Here is a 17,884-nt window from a genome sequence, read left to right as displayed (position 1 = left end):
TCATCTCCTCAAAACTGCAGCCACGGGCCGAAGCGCCGGAACGGCAGGCCGAGCGCATAGCTGAAGACGAGGAACGCAAACAGCGTCAGGCCGGCGGAGAGCACGAGCGCGGTCAGCGGCCTCATGCGACCGCTGGCAAAGGATGCGATCAGCGCCGTCAGGAAGATCGAGGGGAGGAAGCCGAGGCCGCGCACGGTCAGGCCGAAGAAGATCGGGGCAGGCAGGATGAACAGCATGCCGCGCCAGGCTACATGGCCGATCGGCTCGCTCTCGAAGCGCACCGCTTCGACGAGGATGACGGCGCCAAGCAGGATCAAAACGATTGCCAGGACCAGCGGGAAATAGCCCGGTCCCATGCGGAAGGCGGTGCCGATTTCGAGGTCGAGCGACTGCAGCGCGAAAAATCCGCCGAGAAAGATGAACAGCGCGGCGCATATGCCGTTGGTCGTGTCGATTGTGAAGGGTTTCATGACGTCCTCCCAGGCCCGCGCCGCGGGCGCGCCGATGCCGGTGTGAAAATGGGGCCGGTGTGAAAAAAACGGGGCGCTGGTGGGCGCCCCGTTCAAAATCTCAGTCGGCGTACTGGCCGGCGGCTTCGATGATCGGCTTCCAGCGCGCGATCTCGCCCTCCAGCTTGGCCTTCAGCGCGGCCGGAGTCGCATCAGCTTCAGGCGATGGCTTGGTGCCGAGTTCGGCGAAGCGGGCGACGACATTCGGGTCCTTCAGCGCGACCTGAAGCGACTTCGACAGGCGTTCGGTGACCTCTGCCGGCGTGCCCTTGGGCGCGTAGATGCCGTGCCAGATGCCGACCTGCACCTCCGGGAGACCGGCTTCCGTCGTCGTCGGGACGTCCGGCAGAACATCGAGGCGTTCAGCCGAGGTGACGGCGTAGACCTTGATCGTGCCGCCCTGGATCTGCTTGGTGGTGTTGGTCGACTGATCGCACATGATGTCGACCTGGCCGCCGAGAAGGTCGGTCATGGCCGGTCCGGTGCCCTTGTAGGGCACGGTGACCAGCGGCGTGCCGATCGCGCTCATGAACAGCATGCCGCACAGATGCGAGGCCGCGCCTATGCCGGCATTGGCGACGGTGACGGTATCCTTGTTGGCCTTGGCGTAGTCGACCAGCCCCTTCAGGTCGGTCGGCTCGAGGTCCTTGCGGCCGACGACGGTCATCGGCACCTCGGTGACGAGGCCGACATATTCGAAGCTGTTCAGCGTGTCGTATGCGAGCTTTCTGTAAAGCGTGGCGCTTGTCGCCATGCCGATATGATGGAGGAGCAGCGTATAGCCGTCGGGCTCGGCGCTCGCGACGCGACCGGCGCCCAGCGTGCCGCCGGCGCCGCCGACATTCTCGACAATGATCTGCTGGCCGAGATCCTTCGACATGGCTTCCGCGACGAGGCGCGTGACCGTGTCGGTCGGGCCGCCGGCCGAAAACGGCACCACCACGGTGATGGTGCGTTCGGGATAGGTTTGCGCGCCCGCGGCGAACGAATACAGCGTAGCGGCGGCGGCCAGAGCGGCGGCGAATTTTCTCATCTTGTTTTCCTCCCAGGATATGAATTCCCAACCGCCTCCTGGAGTTCTTCTCAACTCCGGCTGCGGATGGACCAATAACGAGCGTAACCCAGCGGATTGCAATCGGACTCAAGCCGCAAGTTGCTATTATACACAAGTCCGCGGAAATGGGTGAAAAGCTGGCATCAAGCCGGAGGCGGACTGCCGGACGCCCAGCGGTCGAAGATGGCATGTTTAACGAGCACAGGTCGCGGACCGGCCTGTGGCATTTCCCTCTGGATTATGCGGTGTAAGTGGAGATCGGCTCTCCTGATGTCGACCTGCGAATCGCATGTTCGACGCCGCGGAGCTCGGCCAATCCCTTGAGCCGGCCGATGGCCGGATAGCCGGGCTGCGCCCCGCGCGTCAGGTCATCGAGGATATCCTGGCCATGGTCGGGGCGCATCGGGATGATGGCGTCCGGGCGGCCCTCCACTTTGCGCCGCGCTTCCTCGTGAAGCAGCGCCGCCACCACCGCCACCATGTCGGTGTCGCCGGCAAGGTGCTCGTCCTCGTGGAACGAGCAGGGGGTGCCGGCCGCTTCCTTGCGCACATTGCGCAGATGGGTGAAATGGATTTTTGGCCCCATCCGCTCGATCATGCCGGGCAGATCATTATCGGGTCTTGCGCCGAGCGATCCGGTGCACAGCGTCGCGCCGTTGGCCGGGCTGTCGACTGCGTCCAGAACGTAGCTGTAGTCGGCCTCAGTCGACATGATGCGCGGCAGGCCGAGCAGCGGAAACGGCGGATCATCGGGGTGGCAGCAGAGTCGCAGGCCGAGGCGTTCGGCCGTGGGCACGACCTCCGCCAGGAAATCGACGAAATGCCGGCGCAGGGTTGTTGCGTCGATGCGGTCATAGTTTGACAGTTGAGCCGCGAGGCCGTCGAGAGACGTGTCTTCGGTCGAGCCGGGCAGGCCGGAATTGACGCTTCTTGCCAGAATCTTGCGCGCATGGTCATCCATTTGCGCATATCGGCGCGCCGCCTCGGCGGCGATCTCCGGTGTGTAGTCGCCGGGCGCCGCCTGGCGTTTCAGGATATGGATGTCGAATGCGGCGAAGTCGATCAGATCGAAGCGCATGGTGGTGCCGCCATGCGGCAGGCGCCAGGCAAGATCGGTGCGGGTCCAATCGAGCACGGGCATGAAATTGTAGCAGATGACCGAAATGCCGGCTCGCGCCAGGTTTTCCAGCGATGTCCTGTAGTTGGCAAGATGGCTGCGCCATTCGCCGACCTGCGTCTTAATCGCTTCGGAAACCGGCAGGCTTTCGACAATGTCCCAGTTCAGTTCGCTTGCGCTGCCATCCGGCAAGGACGCGACTTCGCGCTGACGCCTTTCGATTTCGGCGGGCAGCCAGACGGCGCCGTGAGGAACGTGATGAAGGGCCGTGACGATGCCTTGCGCCCCGGCTTGACGCGCGTCCGCAATCGTCACCTTGTCGACCGGGCCGAACCAACGCCACACATGTCTCATTCGAACGCTCCGTTAAAAAGAATCGCCGCGCGGCTGCCCGCGCTCCTGCCGCGGTGACCGACCTGCTGCTTTTCTTCATCCGCTGCTATCAGATTTCGATGTCGGCGCGAAAGGCGATAGCGGCTGGCGTCAATCAGCGCCAGCGCGAAATTCCTTGGCTAAAGCGCGTCGCGTCTGCGACGCGCTTTAGCCTTTTGTTTTTGTGCATGTCGTTGACCCAAAACCGCTGCGCACTTTTGGGCGACATGCATTAGAGCAGCGCTTCGTACAGATCGCCGATCTTTTCAACTTCGAAATCCGCTGCCCTGCTTTTCAGAGTGGTGGCAGAAGTGGGGTTGTCCAGCATATCAGCAATCGCCTTTGCCATAGCCGCGGCATCGCCGACCGGCACCAGGGCGCCGAAACGACCGTCACCGAGAATCTCGCGCGGGCCATGTGGCGCATCTGTGGAGACTACCGGGACTCCCGCAGCCATGGCCTCGACCAGCACATTGCCAAAGCCTTCGCTCGTCGAGGAAAGCACGAACAGATCGGCTGCGGCATAACAGGCGGCTGAGTCGTTGACGTAGCCAGCAAAGAGCACGTCCGCGCCGATACCGGTTTCCTCGGCATAGGCGCGCAACTCGGCAGCCAGCGGACCTTCGCCGAAGATGACAAGTCGAGCGCGGCGGCCGGCGCGCAGGACAGCGAAAGCCCGCAGCAGGGTCCGATGGTCCTTGACCGGCACCAGGCGCCCGGCGGTGGCGATGACCGGGCCATCGCCCATCGTCGCCAGCTGTGCCTGCCATGCATGGGAATCTTGTTCGAGCGTCGCAACCGGCGGCAGCGGATTGTTGATGACGACAATTTTGGATTTGGGAAAGCCGCGGGCCGCAATGTCGCGGCCGACACCCGCTGAGACGGCGATGGCTTTGGTTGCGCGCGCTGCAACCAGCGCGGAAAGCCAGACCGCTATTCTCGCGCCGAGACTGCTGGAAGGCAGTGAGGCGGCTGCGTGGAAGCTTGGAAAGAACCGCGCCCGGCTTCGCGCCAGGAGAAGCGCCAGCGCCACGACCAGATTGGCAAATTCCGGGGCGCTGTAGACCGCATGCGGAGCAAGGCGGCTGAACAAACCTGCGCTTCGCACGATGCCTTTCAGCGTCTCCCACTTGCCGTAACCCTCGCCCCGGATGGGAAGGTCGAAATCGACCAGATGCACGGCGGGGGAGCGCAGCGCGGCGTTGGGTCCTTGCGCGTTCCAGGTAAAAAGGGTGACATCGTGCCCACGCGATGCCAATTCGTTTGCCATGAGGACGAAGACACGCTCGGCGCCGCCGCCCCTGAGACTGGCGATGTGAAAGACAATGCGTTTCGCCATGCCTGGATTTCAGGCTCGGCTGACGCCGATGCCTGGTCGGTTCGGCGGCTGGCGCATGTCGCGAACGATACCCATGGCAATGGCCAGCAGCATGCCCAGAGCAAAGCCGGCGAAAGCTCCCAGGCCTGCCGTCACAGGGGTGCGGGGCGGCCACGAGCGCCCCGGTGGCGGCACGGCGGTGGAAATCACCTGCACATTGGTGGTGTCGATCTGCTCGCGCTCGGTGATTTGGCGCGCGCGAGACAGGAAGCTTTCATAAACCGCCCTTCTCGAGGCGGCGTCGCGTTCAAGCTCACGCAGGGCGACCTGGGACTCGCTTTCGGTGAAAACGTTGTTCTTCAGATCGTTCATCCTGGCGGTGAGAGAAGCCAACGAGGCGTTGGCCTTGTCCAGGTTGGCTTTTGCCGTGCCGACCGTGCGCGAGAACTCCGCCCTGAGTTGAGAACTGACGGTTTCGAATTCTGTCCTGAGCCGGACGATCGTCGGGTGGCGCGGACCATAGGTCATGGACTGAGAATCGATCTGCTGCCGCAAGCCATTCGCCTTGTCGCGCAACACTGAGAGTGCTGCCGAAACCGCGGGGTCAGGATTGGCCCCATTGACACCGGAAGCAACCAAGGCGTCGTAACTTGCCTGCGCCGCGATGACGCGCGATTGCGCCTCGCCAATTTCGCTATTGAGCTGCGTCATCGTCTGCGAACTGACAAGCTGGCCATTGCTGGCCGACAAATTGTGGCTGCGCCTGTAGCTCTCGACCTTCTCTTCGGCTGCCTGCACGTCGCGTTTGAGTTGGCCGAGCCGGCCTTCAAGAGCAGCTGCGGCACGGCCGGCGCCAGCAGCTTCGGACTTGGCCAGTTCTTCCTGGAAAGCCTTCACCATGGCTTGCGAGATCAGGATCGCCTTGCCGGTGGTTTCTGCCGATACCGCAAGGGTTGTGACGAACGAGGTTTCATCTGCAGCGACGCTGACCCGCTGCGCCAGGTTTTTCTGGGCGACAAGCTTCGGATCGGACTTGCCGCCACTCGCTGCAGCACCAGAGGTGGAAGCGGTCTGGTCCGGATCGAAAAACTCCGGATCGTTGGCAAGACCGAGTTCGTCCACCACACGTGCAAGCACGTTGCCGGAGGTCAAGATGCGCTGCTTGCTGCGCGCGTTCAGTATCTGGCTGTCGACCTGGCCCGGTTGCGAGTAGACATCGTTTTCCACAACCTGCAAATTGGCAGGATTGATGAGGATTTCCGTCGTAACGGTATAACGCTGTTTGCTCAGCAACCCGTAGGCGGCGCCGATGACGCCGCCGGCTACTGCCAGCATCAATGCCCAGACGAGCCCGGCACGCAGCCAGACAAACAGGCGTCGAAAATCGAGCTCGAGGAAATCGCCGATCTTGTCGAGCGTCACCGTTGGGACAGGCTCGGGCGTGGGCGGAGTGACAGGGGCAGGGGGGCGTGCCATGACCGGAGCATCCTGTTGCAGCCTTGCCCTGCTGGCGCGCCGCGCATTGGCGATCCGCTCGAACGCGCTGACGTCGGAACCCGCTGCAGAGGGAGGGGTTGTGCCGGAAGCGGCGGACATGGTGCTAACTCTGGTTATTCGCTACGCGGACCAGCACTACAGAAAGATCGTTAACATGTCATTTTCCAAGTTGGCATATTTTGCCGAGTCACGCGCCGCGTCCGTTCAGCGGTCCCTTGAATGGATATCGTTGGCCAGAATGGCGTTTGAATACCTTCACTTGGACCGGCCATGAGCTATCCAGCTGCCGTATCGGAACGATCCAGCCAGGCGCGCCGTCAGAACGCGCTGTCGCTTCTGTTTTTCCTGTGCGCTGCGTTGGCGTTCTTGCTCCGCTTCACGGCCTCACCGCAGATCATGAACATGGTCGTCGACTATACCGCCGACGGCGGTTCGTTCTACGAGAAACTGCATGTCGGCACCTATGCTATCTTCCTGCTGCTTCCTGTCGTCCTTTTCAGCCGACCGTTTCTGCTGCAAGGCGACGAAATTGGAATCTTCAAGGCCTTGCTGCTCTATTCTGCGGTGATTTTCGCGCTGGTGCCGTATCTGTTCATCACCGGCCGTGCCGGCTCCTCCGGGTTTATCATCGATACCTATCTGGTGGCGGGCGCCGCAGGCCTGTTGATGCTGGCCCTGAACGCGCAAGTGCGGCGTGCCTTGGGCGACCTCGTGCTTGGGATGGTGGTCCTCAGCGCTGTGATGGGCACGATCGAAGCGGTGACTCAACATCGATTTCTGCCCTACGGTCTCAACGAACTGCAGTTCAGGCCGATCGGCCTATCGGCGCACCCGCTGGCCCTGGGCGCGCTCTGCGCCACAGTCATCGGGTTCGTACCGCTGACGAACTGGCGCATATGGGTGCGGGTGCTGGCGATCTTCGTATTGCTCGTCGGCTGTGCTGCATCAGGCGCCCGGGCCGCCCTGTTGCTCGCTGCCGCAGAAACCCTCATCCTGCTGATGTTCGTGCCCTGGCCGCGCCTGTCGCTCAAGCATCAGCGGCAGGCCAAGTCTGTCGTGCTGCTGTTCGCCGTGGCGGGCGGCGCAGTGCTGGTGGCCCTACTGTTTTCGGGCGGGCTGCTGAACCGATTCGGCAACACGATCTTTGACGAAAACTTCATGGCGCGGGTGACGATCTACCAGGTATTCGGACTTGTCAGCTGGAAAGACATCCTGTTCGGCATGAACGTCGACGACCTGTTGGCAATCGTCAACGAGAAGTTGCATCTACCCTATATCGAGAGCGCGCCGGTGGTCATCATCATGCTGTTCGGCTTGCCGATAGCCGTGCTCTTCATCGGGCTGGTGTTCTGGTTCATTTTCCGGTTGCTGCGCGGGGCGCCGCTGCCGGCATGGATCGGCACCATGACGTTCCTGCTTGCTGCGCTGTCGAACAACGCGCTCTCGTCAAAATCGCCGGAGATCACCATTATCGTGGTGTTGCTGCTTGCCTATAGAAACGCCCCGTTTCGAAGCGGGCCGGCGAGCATACTGTCGGCCGCGGCGGCATCCGAGCCAAAACTGAATCGGCGTGGATAGCGCATGCTCCAGACGCGTCAGCCGGCGCTATCCACAACCTCGAGATTGCCTGCGCGGTTGAGCGTGTGAATGCCCGCGCGGCCCCATGCCGGCCCCGGGCCGATCGGGCGGGGCGGCGCAAAACCGACGTCGAAATCGTCAAGCCGGTCCAGACGCATCAACCCGAGACCGCCGCCGTAAGCTCTCGATCCGTTTTGCACCGGCAGCACCACGGCGCCACCGTGGTGGATAAAGGCGCCGCCGGGGCGAGCGGCCGAGTGATCGACGGCGATGGGATTGAGCGCGTGCGCAACCCACGGCCCGCGCAGCGAGGGTGCGGAATAGACCGCCATCGTGTCCGACGCGCTGCCATAACCGAACCGCTCCGTCCCCAACAGCCAGAAGCGGCCGTCCGATTCGAGCAGCGTGGCATCATTGAAATCCTTGTCCGTCAACAGCACTGTGTCGCGTACCCAGCGATCTGGAAATTGCGCGGCGCGGTAGAGCACAAGCTCGCGCGCCGCCGCACTTTCAGGAATCATGAAAATCTCGCCGGCCTGAGCGAACACCTGCGGATACGACAGGTGGTGCTTTTCCTCCAGCACCACCCTCGGCACGCCGAAGCTGCCGTCGTCACCCAGTTCGGCGACAGAAATCACGCCGCGACCCGTAGCGTAGGGAAATTCCTCGACAAACAGATAGTGGCGGCCATCCCGCTCGAGGACGAACGGATCGGCATAGAATCGCTGGCCATCGTCCGGCAGGACGGTGAACGGCTTACCGTCGAGCCGCCCGGTTTCGGCGACACCTGGCCCGTCGATCAGCCGATAGGCAACCTGCCAATAGAAGGGACGCCGTCCAAGCCTGAGTTTTTGCACGGCGCGATCGACCAACCCCTTGCAGAAAAAAGGCAGATAGTGTCGGACAAATCTGCCGTTCCTCAGCATCGGCGCCGGGCTATCGGCTATCGGCGCAAGTTCGCCCGCGGCAACACGGGCGACGCTTTGCGCGACCAGCGAGATGGCCCCAGCGAGCAGGTCGTTGCAGCTGCGAGACAGCCAGAGCCGGTCGCCGAGCATCGGTCGGCCCCGGGCAACTGTGACGCCGTCGAGGCGAACGGCAAGTTCGGGCAATCGCCCGCTCGCCAGCATCTCGGCCACACCGGCGGGGAACGTGCTGCGGCCGCAAAATTCGAGCGTCAGAACCGGCGCGTCACGTCGTGCGGCAGTGCCGGTGAGATCGATTATGAGGTCGGCCGGACCAGAACCGCCAGACGGCAACGGCTCGGAGCGGCTTGCCAATGAGGGACCGAAGCGCCGGCTCTCGATCGCCAGCACAACATCCAGGCCGCGTGCAATCGGCGCAGGCGTCGGCGCGCGGCCGCTCGAAACCACGTGACCGGCTGCGCTCAACCGCACCAGAAGCGCATTTTCCCAGCGCCGAGATCCGACCGTGTGGCCGATAATTAAAACATTAGTCAATCGAATATATTCTTTTTCAAGACTACTCTGCCAGGATACCTATCGGTTCAGGCTTTCATAAGAGTTACCGGTGAGGACGTGGGCTTGGCTGTTAATCATATATTAAGATTTAAGGTCACGGAGGCGGCTTCTGCCGCTATTATAGCTCGTGGCGAATAATCGGCAGGTCGCGACGCCTTCTGGCGACCAGGATCAGCAATGAACATCCTTTCACATCCAAAACTGCCGTCCAGGCAAAAACTGCTGATCGTGTTCGGCACCAGGCCTGAGGCGCTCAAATGCTTTCCGGTGGTGCGTGCCGCGCTTGCCCATCCAGGTTTCATCACCGAGACATGCATCACCGGCCAGCATCGCGAGATGGTCGACCAGGTCATCGAACTGACCGGCCTGCCGGTCCATCATGATCTCAACATCATGCAGCCCGGCCAGACATTGTTCGACGTGACCTCGCGCGTGCTGCTGGGCATGGCCGAAGTGCTGGAGCAGGCGAAGCCTGATATCGTCCTCGTGCAAGGCGACACGACGACGGCGATGACTGCGGCTTTGGCTGCCTTCTACAAGCGCATCCCGGTCGCCCATATCGAGGCCGGATTGCGCAGCCACAATATCAACTCTCCGTTTCCAGAGGAACTGAACCGCAAGATTGCCGGCGATATCGCGACCTGGCATTTCGCGCCGACCATCCAGGCGCGCGACAATCTCATCGCCGAAGGAAAGGCTGCGAGCACCATCTTCGTGACCGGCAACACGGTGATAGACACGCTGTTGCATTTTTCCGGCGCGATCGACGCCGACAGTCTGATGAGCGCAAAACTCGCCGCCGGTTTCCCGTTCCTCGATCCGGCCAAGAAAATGGTGCTCGTCACCGGTCATCGTCGTGAGAATTTCGACGGCGGCATCCATCGTATCTGCACGGCGCTGAAGGGGCTGGCAATGCGCGAGGACGTGCAGATCGTCTATCCGGTCCATCCCAACCCCAATGTGCGCTCGGTGGTCAACGCAGAACTGGGCGGCGTGCCCAACATCCACCTGGTCGACCCGCAGGACTATCTGCCGTTCCTGTTCCTGCAGAAGCAGAGCTATCTGGTGCTGACCGATAGCGGCGGCGTGCAGGAAGAAGCGCCTTCGCTCGGCAAGCCGGTGCTGGTGATGCGTGAGAATACCGAACGGCCCGAGGGGATCGCGGCGGGCACCGCCCGTCTCGTCGGCACCGATATCCAAAAGATCCTGTTGAATGCCAACAGCCTGCTCGACGATCAGGCGGCCTATCGCGGCATGGCAGAACGACACAACCCATATGGCGATGGCCGGGCCAGTAACCGGATCGTTGAGGAACTGCTGCATCATGGCTGAGATCAAGACCGTTTCCGTTATCGGCATGGGCTATATCGGCCTTCCGACCTGTGCCATCTTCGCCAGTCGCGGGCTCGACGTCATTGGCGTCGACGTCAACGAAGCGGTGGTCGAGAAGGTCAATCGCGGCGAAATCCATATCGTCGAGCCGGACCTCGATGGTTTGATCCAGAAGGTCGTAGCCAACGGCAAGCTCAGGGCTTTCAGCACGCCGCAGCCAGCGGACGCCTTTGTCATCGCCGTGCCGACCCCGATGACCGAGGACCACAAGCCTGACGTGAGCTATGTGCTCGCGGCGGCACGAAGCATCGCCTCGGTGCTGAAGCGGGGAGATCTTGTGGTGCTGGAGTCGACATCGCCGGTCGGCACGACGCGCATCATGACCGGACTGCTTGCCGAGTTGCGGCCCGACCTCAAATTTCCTCTCGCGCATGGCGAACAGGCCGATGTCCTGGTCGCCTACTCGCCCGAGCGGGTGTTGCCGGGAAAGGTCCTTACCGAGCTGATCAACAACGATCGCTCGATCGGCGGCCTGTCGCGCAAGTCGGCCGAACGCACCGCCGCACTCTATTCGACCTTTGTTGCCGGCGACCTGTTCACGACCCAGGCCGAAAGCGCGGAACTGGTGAAGCTGACCGAGAACGCGTTCCGCGACGTCAACATCGCCTTTGCCAACGAGCTTGCGGCGGTGTGCCAGGATTTGTCGCTCAACGTCTGGGAGGTGATCGATCTCGCCAACCGGCACCCCCGCGTGAACATCCTGCAGCCGAGCCCTGGCGTCGGTGGCCACTGTATTGCCGTCGATCCGTATTTTATCATCGATGCCGCGCCCAATAGCACGCGGCTGATGGCTTCGGCGCGCCGGATCAATTCCGAGCGTCCCTTGTCGGTGGTCAGGGATATACAAGCCTTGCTCGACCCGTCCCGCAAGCAGACGGTCGCTTGTCTTGGCCTCAGCTTCAAACCCAACATCGACGATATGCGCGAGAGCCCGGCTGTCGAGGTGGTGAAGCTTTTGTCGGATATTCCCAACCTGAGGATCATTGCGGCTGAACCCAACGCACACAGGCTGCCCCATGAGCTCGAGGGCAAGGGCATCGTCTTCACCGATGCGCTTTCCGCCATCGACCAGTGCGATATCGTCGTCCTGCTGGTCGACCATCGGCAGTTCAATCTGGTCGATCCCGAAGCGCTCAAGGACAAGAAGCTCATCGACACCAGGGGTTTGTGGACCTGGCGCAAGGCACGCAAGCCCGACGCCCGCATCGAAGGCAAGAAATCAGCGCTCGAGGCGCTTCCTGCAAGTGCAGAGGAAGCCGCATGAACGCGCACGACCCTGCATGGGCGCAGCATCGCCTGTTGGCATCGCGGCGCCGGGAATTCCTCGGCGCGCCGATCCATGCGCTGACCATGGCCGAGACGCTGGCCATCGCCGATGAGGCGATGACCCTGCGGCGGCCGCTGCATCATGTGGTGGTGAATGTCGCCAAGCTTGTGAACATGCGCAACAATAGCGAGTTGCGGGAGGATGTGGCGACGGCGGATGTGATCAACGTCGACGGCATCGGCGTGCTTTGGGGGGCGCGTCTTTGCGGCGTCGCGCTGCCGGAGCGGGTGGCGGGCGTCGACGTCATGATCAATCTGCTGAGCCTCTGCGCGAAGCGTGGCTTCAGGCCCTTCCTCCTGGGCGCCGAACAATCCGTTCTCGATGCCGTTGGAATGCGACTTGCCAGGGATTATCCGGGTCTCGTTGTCGCCGGCATGCGCAATGGCTATTTCAAGCCGGAAGACGAGGCCGGCATCGTCGAGGCGATCAACGCCTCGGGGGCCAACTGCCTGTTGGTGGCGATGCCGACGCCGCGCAAGGAGCGCTTTATCAAGCGCTATCGTGACGAACTCACCCCGAGTTTCGTCATGGGCGTGGGCGGCAGTTTCGATGTCTATGGCGGCAAGGTTGCGCGGGCGCCAAAACTGGTTCAAGCGGCCGGTCTGGAGTGGTTGTTTCGCGTGGCACAGGAGCCGCGACGCTTGTGGCGCCGCTACTATGACACCAACACCGCCTACGCGGCGCTGCTGTGCCGGGAGTTATGGGGCCGTCGGGGACGCCGGAAGGTCGATCCATAAATAGCTTTACCAGCCGACGACCCTGGGCTGCTGCATCAGTCCGAAGTCGGAGCCGCTTTTTCCAGGACTATGGAACGACAATTCGGCAAATGCCGTTGCGGCCTATGCGAGCCGCAGCCGCGCCCTCAGCTTGGCTACGAATTGCATCGCGGCGGCGGGATAAAACAGCCAGGTCAGCCCGAAGAAAACCACTGCGCCAGCGGCACCGCCGGCAACGAGCGAGAAGATGGCCGGCATATTGCCGAGCAGAGCGCTGGCAAGGCTGGCGGCCAGCCCGGTGCTGAGCGAGATGACGACCGACATGCCGATGTCGCGCCATGGCACCGGCACCGGCGTCAGCCGTTCGCTGATGATGATGCAGGCTAAAAGGCCTGCCAGCGATCCGCCCGCCAGCGCCAAGGCAGCGCCGACCTCCGCCATCGGCGGGATCAACAGGACGGACAGCGCGATTGTCGCCACCGAGCCGAAGGAATTGGCGATGATCAGCAGCCACGGCCGCTTGTGCGCGTGCACCACGGTGCCATAGACGAAGCTGGCGAGATTGGCACACAGCACGCTGAAGGCGATGATCGGAAAGAGCAGGCCGAAACGGCCGTGATACTCGGCGGGCAGCAGGAGTTGCGTGATATCGCTGCTGAGTGCGACCAGCATCGCTGCAACCGGCAGGCAAAGGCGCATCATCAAGGCCATCAATTGCGACAGCAGCCGGCCCGATGCCGCGGGCCCGTCGTCGTCGAACCGGCTGACCACCTCGGGAAAGGCGCCCATGTTGATGGAATTGGCGACCATATCGATCGGCTGGCGGGCCAGTGCATAGGCTGCGGCGAAGATCGCCACCGCGCCGGCATCGTAATAGATCTTGAGGAACACACGCTCGGCGCTGTGCAGGCCGAAGCCGACCAGCGCCATGATGACCAGGGGCACGCCGAGGACGAAGAACTCCTTTTGGGTGAAGCGTGGCGGACCGGCAACGACGCGTCGGGATGCCATGACGCCCGCCCCGATGCCGGCGATCAGTACACCGAGGCTGGAGCCGAGCGATACCGTCAGAAAGGAATCTTGAAACATGACGATGGCGCCGATCGGCAGCGCCAGCTGCAGCACGGCGCGCAGGAACTCGAGCATCGAATAGACCGAATGACGCTGCTGCATCTGCAGCACCGTCAACGCGTAGCGGCCGATGGAACCGGCGATCAGGTAGCTGCAGACGGCGATCGCGAACTCGACCCAGCGCTCCGGCACGATCACTGCAGAGGCGACCACGGATATGATCAGCGCCAGTGCCGTGCTGGCAAGCAACACCCGCCCGGCCAGCATCAGGCTGCCGCGGCTGACGTCGCCTTTGCCGCCAAGCCTGAGCAAAGCGATGCGCAGCCAGTTGGTGACCGCAATGTCGGTCATTTCGCCGATGGTCACCACCAGGGTCAGCAGCCCATACTCGGTCTGGTCGACCAGCCGCGTCACGATGACCAGCAGGAGCAGAGCGGAAATCCGCGTCAGCAGGATCGCCGGGGCGTAGATGAGCGTGGAGCGCAGCAGCAAAGGGTTGTCCCCGGAAAATTCCGCATCGACTAACCGTCGACCGGCGGAAAATCCAGCGCGACAGCGGCGAAGGGTGAACAGATTCAGTTTGAACTAAAAGATTTGCCGTAAACTTACCGGGAACGTTTGCTTTGTGGTTACGCGGTCCGTGCTATCGAGAATACCATGCTGCAAAGTCTCTTACCCGATCGAAAAATACATGTCTTGGTCGCGACCCCGTCGGGTGTGTCGGGGCAGGGCGGCATCGACCGCATCATGGCGGCGCTCGATCGAGAACTCCAACGGCAGGGAGACGGAAAGGTCGAAGCGCGGTTCCTTCCCAGTCGCGGTTCGGGCTCGGTCGCGCTGTCGGTCCTCTACATGATTGGCTTTTGCCTTCGGATGGTGGTCGCGCGTGTTGCCGGCCGTGCCGACGTCGTTCACATCAACGTATCGAGCTTTGGCAGTACCTACCGCAAGATGGTCATCGCGAGGTGCGCGCGATTGCTCGGCATCCCCTATGTGCTGCATTTGCATGGAGCTCAATACCAGACGTTCTGGAAGGAAAACCGCAGCTTCATGAGCCGCCGCATCCGGCATATGTTCGAGCATGCCGATCGGATCGTGGTTCTGGGCCGTATCTGGCGCGACTTCGTCACTGCACGGGCGCCAGGCGCGGCCACGAACATCGTGATTGTGCCCAATGCCACCGAAGTCCCGTCCCTGGCCCATGTCGGTGGTGGAGACAGCGTTCACATCCTGTTCCTGGGCCGTATCGGCGACCGCAAGGGCGTGCCGCAATTGTTGGACGCACTGCATCGCATGAAGCCTGTCAGGCAGTGGCGCGCCACAATCGCCGGCGATGGTGACGTCGAGGCCGTACGGGCAAGATCGGCCGGGCTGGGGCTTGCCGGATGTATCGCCTTTCCAGGCTGGGTGGGTCCGAACGAGGTTGCATCGCTGATCGCTTCGGCCGACATTCTGGCGCTCCCCTCATTCGCCGAAAACCTCCCGGTCTCGGTCATCGAGGGAATGGCCTCCGGCCTCGCAGTGGTCACCACGCCTGTCGGCGCGGTAGAGGACATCATCATCGACAGGAAAACCGGGTTGCTGGTGCCTCCCGGCGATGTGGCGGCGCTGACCGAGGCACTGACAGAACTGGTTGACGACACGGCGTTGCGCGCCCGTCTTGGCTCGGCTGCCATGGCGGTGCACCGGGAACGGCTGGAGCTTTCTTCGTTCGCGGCATCGATATGCCGTGTGTGGCATGAGGCGGCAAACGGCAGGTCCGGTGCAAAATCATGAATTTTCTTGACGTAGCGCGCGGTGCCTATGTGCGAAGCCCGCCAGCGGTCAGGCGGCTGCTGGCGCCCATGCTGGCGCTGGCGCCAACGCGGGTAAAATTTGGTGCGACCTATCGGTCGTGGCGGAGCCGGATCGCCATGGCCGCCGAGGATCCTGTCTATGCCGGGCAATTTCATCTGGCCGCGCTGCGCGCGCTGTTGCGGAAAGCCCATGCCGGCAGTCCGTTCTATCGCGAGTCGATCGACCGGGCCCTCGGTCCTGGCTTCGATCTGTCGACGCTGGGACTTGCCGACCTGCGCCGCCTCCCGGTCCTGTCCAAGGACATCCTGCGGGCGGCTGGAACTGCAGCGTTGGCGGTGCCGATTGCCCAACTGGATGAGGCCTCCGGCAACGGCTCCAGCACCGACAAGCCATTTCGCTTCTATCTCGACAAGGATCGGAGCGCCCGCGAGATGGCGTTTGTCTACCACGTCTGGTCGCGGATCGGTTACGATGAAGACACGGCGCGCGTCTGCTTCCGCGGGTTCAGCCTCGATGCCACCGGCAAGCGACTGCATGAATGGGACCCGGCACTTCGCGAGCTAAGGCTCTCTGTCTTTCCAATGACGGTCGACGACGCCGATGCCTATCTCGACCTGATCGACGCACGGGGCATCACGTATTTTTATGGCTATCCCTCGGCCATAGAGCTGTTTTGCCGGCATATGCGCGTGCTTGACCGAGTACCAAAACGGCCCGTCAAGGGCATGATGATGATCTCGGAGCCAGTCCATCCCCATCAACGGGAGATCATCCGAAGCGTTCTTGGCAACGTGCCGCTGTCCTGCTTCTATGGGCTCAGCGAAAAGGTGCTGTTCGCCGAAGAAACGCCCGGAGCCCCCGGCAGCTACGAGTTCAATCCTCTCTACGGCCTCGCCGAATTGGTCGACGCGGCAGGCGAGCCGGTAACAGAGACAGGCAAGGAGGGAAGGCTCGTCGGCACTGGCTTCCTGTCGACCGGCATGCCTTTCATCCGCTACGATACCGGCGACTCTGCCCGGTTGGTGGAATTGCCGAATGAGGCAAACGGCCAGCGGCTTAGAGTCGAGGCTGTCATGCCGCGCCGAAACGTCGACTATCTGGTGACCGCCGACGGCGGCCGGGTGGTGACGACGCACCTGGTGCCCGACGGCCCCGCATTCTTCGACGGCATAGAGGAGCTGCAATTCTACCAGGACCAGCCCGGCGAGGCATTGATTCGCTATATCCCGACCGCCGGGGCGGCACCTGCCTGCGCCGCGCGACTCGTCGAGACGTTGGTCAACCGCACAAACGGTCGTATCCGGTTTTGCCTGAAAGCCGTGGACCGCATTGCCGCCGGGCGGGGCGGCAAGCGGGCGCTCATCAACCAGCAACTCGACATGTCGCGTTACTGAAGCGCAAGACCCAGCGCTCGCACCAGTCCGCCATCAGCTACGGGCGGTCCGTCGGGGAGGATCAGCGACATCCCATGCGGATTGGCGAATTCCCAGACGGACCAAGGTATCGCGAAGCGTTCCGCCTGCTGGCGCACCGATTCGAGATAGCGCAGACGGTCAGCGTCGAACGCGCCCATGCGGCCGTCCGCCGACATGAGGATGACGCCGAATTCGCCCATGAACAGTCGCCGGCCTGGAATGCCATGCGCCTCGGCCCAGTCGACCGCTTGACGGAAGCTCGCCTCGAGTTGGCTCGGCCCCCAATTCTGCTCGAAATACCGGGCGATTGCTTGACGCGCCGCGACCATGTTCATCACCTGCTCGACCGGGCTCAAGCCGGCGGCGTCCATCCGGGCCTTAAGGGTTTCGGTCACCTTTTCGGGCGTGCTGCTGTCGGCCGGCCAAGGCAGCCCCGAGGCGAAAGCGCCTGTCCCGTCAGACCGCTGGTGCGTGAAACTGTGCGGCTCGTACATATGGAAGCTGTAGTAGACATTCGGATCGTCAAAGCCGGGGGCGAGATTGACCAGTCCGGCAATGCTGCCGCCACAGGCGCCTGTTGCGACGATGGTGAGTTCACTGCTGACTGCGCGAATATCGCGGACCGTGTCTGCCATGATCCGTTGCCAGTCATCGCTGCCGCTCGAATTACAGGGGTAGTATGCCGGCTCGTTGTAAGGCTCGAGGGCTACCTTGTCGGTGCCAACCCTGGCCAGCATGGCGGCGACCGCCACAACCATTTGGCGATAGCTGGCGACGCCTTCGCTGTCGGCACCGTCATAGATCATCTCCATGCTGTAGGCCGGAACCTGGGTGACGCCGTGCAGGTCGAAAACCACCTTGAGGCCGGCCGACGTGACCCGCTCGACCGCGGCGGCAAGTATGTCGAGCGCCTGCTGGCGTTTGGCGCCCCGGCTGGCAAGCAGAGGGCCGGGGTCGACGCTCAGCCGGACGAAGTCGAAGCCCATCGACCGAATGTGCGTAAACGCGTCGCCGGGCCAATCGGTGAGCGGCCTATGTCCAGCGCGCCACTCCTGCTCGCTGCGATAGGGCGGCCAACGGTAGGATCCATCCTCCTCCACCGGCGACCAGTTGAGCCATTCATGCACGCCAACGCCGCGCTGCAGCGGGATCGGCGCAGCGCTGGCGGCTATCGCCATGCCGAGCATCCACGCTGCAACAAACGCCGTCCTTCTCATCGCCACTCTTTCCGTTTCATGAT

16 protein-coding genes are annotated in these 17,884 nt (G+C 62.6%); 8 read left to right on the top strand and 8 right to left on the bottom strand.

Annotated elements, in window-relative coordinates:
* Positions 1–8: 8 nt before the first annotated feature.
* The 3 genes from AC0L2R_RS30940 to uxuA all read right to left on the bottom strand — a co-directional run bounded on the left by AC0L2R_RS30940 (position 9) and on the right by uxuA (position 3,034).
* Positions 9–470, bottom strand: a complete 462-nt coding sequence (locus tag AC0L2R_RS30940; RefSeq protein WP_023797766.1) for a tripartite tricarboxylate transporter TctB family protein — start codon at positions 468–470, stop codon at positions 9–11.
* 100 nt (positions 471–570) lie between these two features.
* Positions 571–1,542, bottom strand: coding sequence for a tripartite tricarboxylate transporter substrate-binding protein (locus AC0L2R_RS30935; RefSeq protein WP_473513408.1), 972 nt, complete (start codon positions 1,540–1,542; stop codon positions 571–573).
* Between the two features lie 259 nt (positions 1,543–1,801).
* On the bottom strand, positions 1,802–3,034 hold the full coding sequence (uxuA, locus tag AC0L2R_RS30930) for a mannonate dehydratase (RefSeq protein ID WP_473513406.1): 1,233 nt from the start codon (positions 3,032–3,034) through the stop codon (positions 1,802–1,804).
* 53 nt (positions 3,035–3,087) lie between these two features.
* Between uxuA and AC0L2R_RS30925 the strand changes: the two genes are divergently transcribed.
* Positions 3,088–3,288, top strand: a complete 201-nt coding sequence (locus tag AC0L2R_RS30925; RefSeq protein WP_473513404.1) for a hypothetical protein — start codon at positions 3,088–3,090, stop codon at positions 3,286–3,288.
* Here the strand turns inward: AC0L2R_RS30925 and AC0L2R_RS30920 are convergent.
* Positions 3,285–4,391 carry a glycosyltransferase gene (locus AC0L2R_RS30920; RefSeq protein ID WP_473513402.1) on the bottom strand — a complete coding sequence of 369 codons (1,107 nt, stop codon included), beginning with the start codon at positions 4,389–4,391 and terminating at the stop codon, positions 3,285–3,287. The genes AC0L2R_RS30925 and AC0L2R_RS30920 overlap by 4 nt on opposite strands.
* A gap of 9 nt (positions 4,392–4,400) precedes the next feature.
* Positions 4,401–5,846 carry a GumC family protein gene (locus AC0L2R_RS30915; protein WP_473513400.1) on the bottom strand — a complete coding sequence of 482 codons (1,446 nt, stop codon included), beginning with the start codon at positions 5,844–5,846 and terminating at the stop codon, positions 4,401–4,403.
* On the opposite strand from AC0L2R_RS30915, the gene AC0L2R_RS30910 reads away from it, so the two are divergent.
* The gene (locus tag AC0L2R_RS30910; protein WP_473513398.1) at positions 5,845–6,141 is read left to right on the top strand and encodes a hypothetical protein; all 297 of its coding nucleotides are present in this window, start codon (positions 5,845–5,847) and stop codon (positions 6,139–6,141) included. The two genes, AC0L2R_RS30915 and AC0L2R_RS30910, sit on opposite strands and share 2 nt — an antisense overlap.
* Entirely contained in the window at positions 6,138–7,445 is a 1,308-nt protein-coding gene (locus tag AC0L2R_RS30905) for a VpsF family polysaccharide biosynthesis protein (protein WP_473513396.1), read from the top strand. Before AC0L2R_RS30910 ends, AC0L2R_RS30905 begins: the two co-directional genes overlap by 4 nt.
* 17 nt (positions 7,446–7,462) lie before the next feature.
* On the opposite strand, the gene AC0L2R_RS30900 is transcribed toward AC0L2R_RS30905, so the two are convergent.
* Complete coding sequence (locus tag AC0L2R_RS30900) at positions 7,463–8,905, bottom strand: glucosamine inositolphosphorylceramide transferase family protein (protein ID WP_473513394.1); 1,443 nt, start codon at positions 8,903–8,905, stop codon at positions 7,463–7,465.
* 198 nt (positions 8,906–9,103) lie between these two features.
* On the opposite strand from AC0L2R_RS30900, the gene wecB reads away from it, so the two are divergent.
* From wecB to AC0L2R_RS30885, 3 genes are read left to right on the top strand one after another with little or no spacing between them, the layout of a single operon-like run.
* Positions 9,104–10,258: a non-hydrolyzing UDP-N-acetylglucosamine 2-epimerase gene (gene wecB / locus AC0L2R_RS30895; RefSeq protein ID WP_091596635.1), complete on the top strand. Its 1,155-nt coding sequence runs from the start codon at positions 9,104–9,106 to the stop codon at positions 10,256–10,258.
* On the top strand, positions 10,251–11,582 hold the full coding sequence (gene wecC, locus AC0L2R_RS30890; RefSeq protein ID WP_473513392.1) for a UDP-N-acetyl-D-mannosamine dehydrogenase: 1,332 nt from the start codon (positions 10,251–10,253) through the stop codon (positions 11,580–11,582). Before wecB ends, wecC begins: the two co-directional genes overlap by 8 nt.
* The gene (locus AC0L2R_RS30885) at positions 11,579–12,382 is read left to right on the top strand and encodes a WecB/TagA/CpsF family glycosyltransferase (protein ID WP_473513391.1); all 804 of its coding nucleotides are present in this window, start codon (positions 11,579–11,581) and stop codon (positions 12,380–12,382) included. The genes wecC and AC0L2R_RS30885 overlap by 4 nt, the downstream gene beginning before the upstream one ends.
* Before the next feature lie 102 nt (positions 12,383–12,484).
* Here the strand turns inward: AC0L2R_RS30885 and AC0L2R_RS30880 are convergent, their stop codons facing one another.
* Positions 12,485–13,924, bottom strand: coding sequence for a lipopolysaccharide biosynthesis protein (locus AC0L2R_RS30880; protein WP_473513389.1), 1,440 nt, complete (start codon positions 13,922–13,924; stop codon positions 12,485–12,487).
* Between the two features lie 165 nt (positions 13,925–14,089).
* Between AC0L2R_RS30880 and AC0L2R_RS30875 the strand changes: the two genes are divergently transcribed.
* Together AC0L2R_RS30875 and AC0L2R_RS30870 are read left to right on the top strand one after the other, a co-directional pair.
* A complete protein-coding gene (locus AC0L2R_RS30875; protein ID WP_473513387.1) occupies positions 14,090–15,208 on the top strand; it encodes a glycosyltransferase family 4 protein in 1,119 nt (372 codons plus the stop codon).
* Positions 15,205–16,623, top strand: a complete 1,419-nt coding sequence (locus AC0L2R_RS30870; RefSeq protein WP_473513385.1) for a phenylacetate--CoA ligase family protein — start codon at positions 15,205–15,207, stop codon at positions 16,621–16,623. Before AC0L2R_RS30875 ends, AC0L2R_RS30870 begins: the two co-directional genes overlap by 4 nt.
* Here AC0L2R_RS30870 and AC0L2R_RS30865 read toward each other — a convergent pair.
* The gene (locus tag AC0L2R_RS30865; RefSeq protein WP_473513383.1) at positions 16,617–17,861 is read right to left on the bottom strand and encodes a glycoside hydrolase family 5 protein; all 1,245 of its coding nucleotides are present in this window, start codon (positions 17,859–17,861) and stop codon (positions 16,617–16,619) included. The two genes, AC0L2R_RS30870 and AC0L2R_RS30865, sit on opposite strands and share 7 nt — an antisense overlap.
* Positions 17,862–17,884: the final 23 nt, after the last annotated feature.

This window comes from Mesorhizobium sp. WSM4820, assembly GCF_055811075.1.
This window is presented reverse-complemented; position numbering and strand designations above follow the sequence as displayed.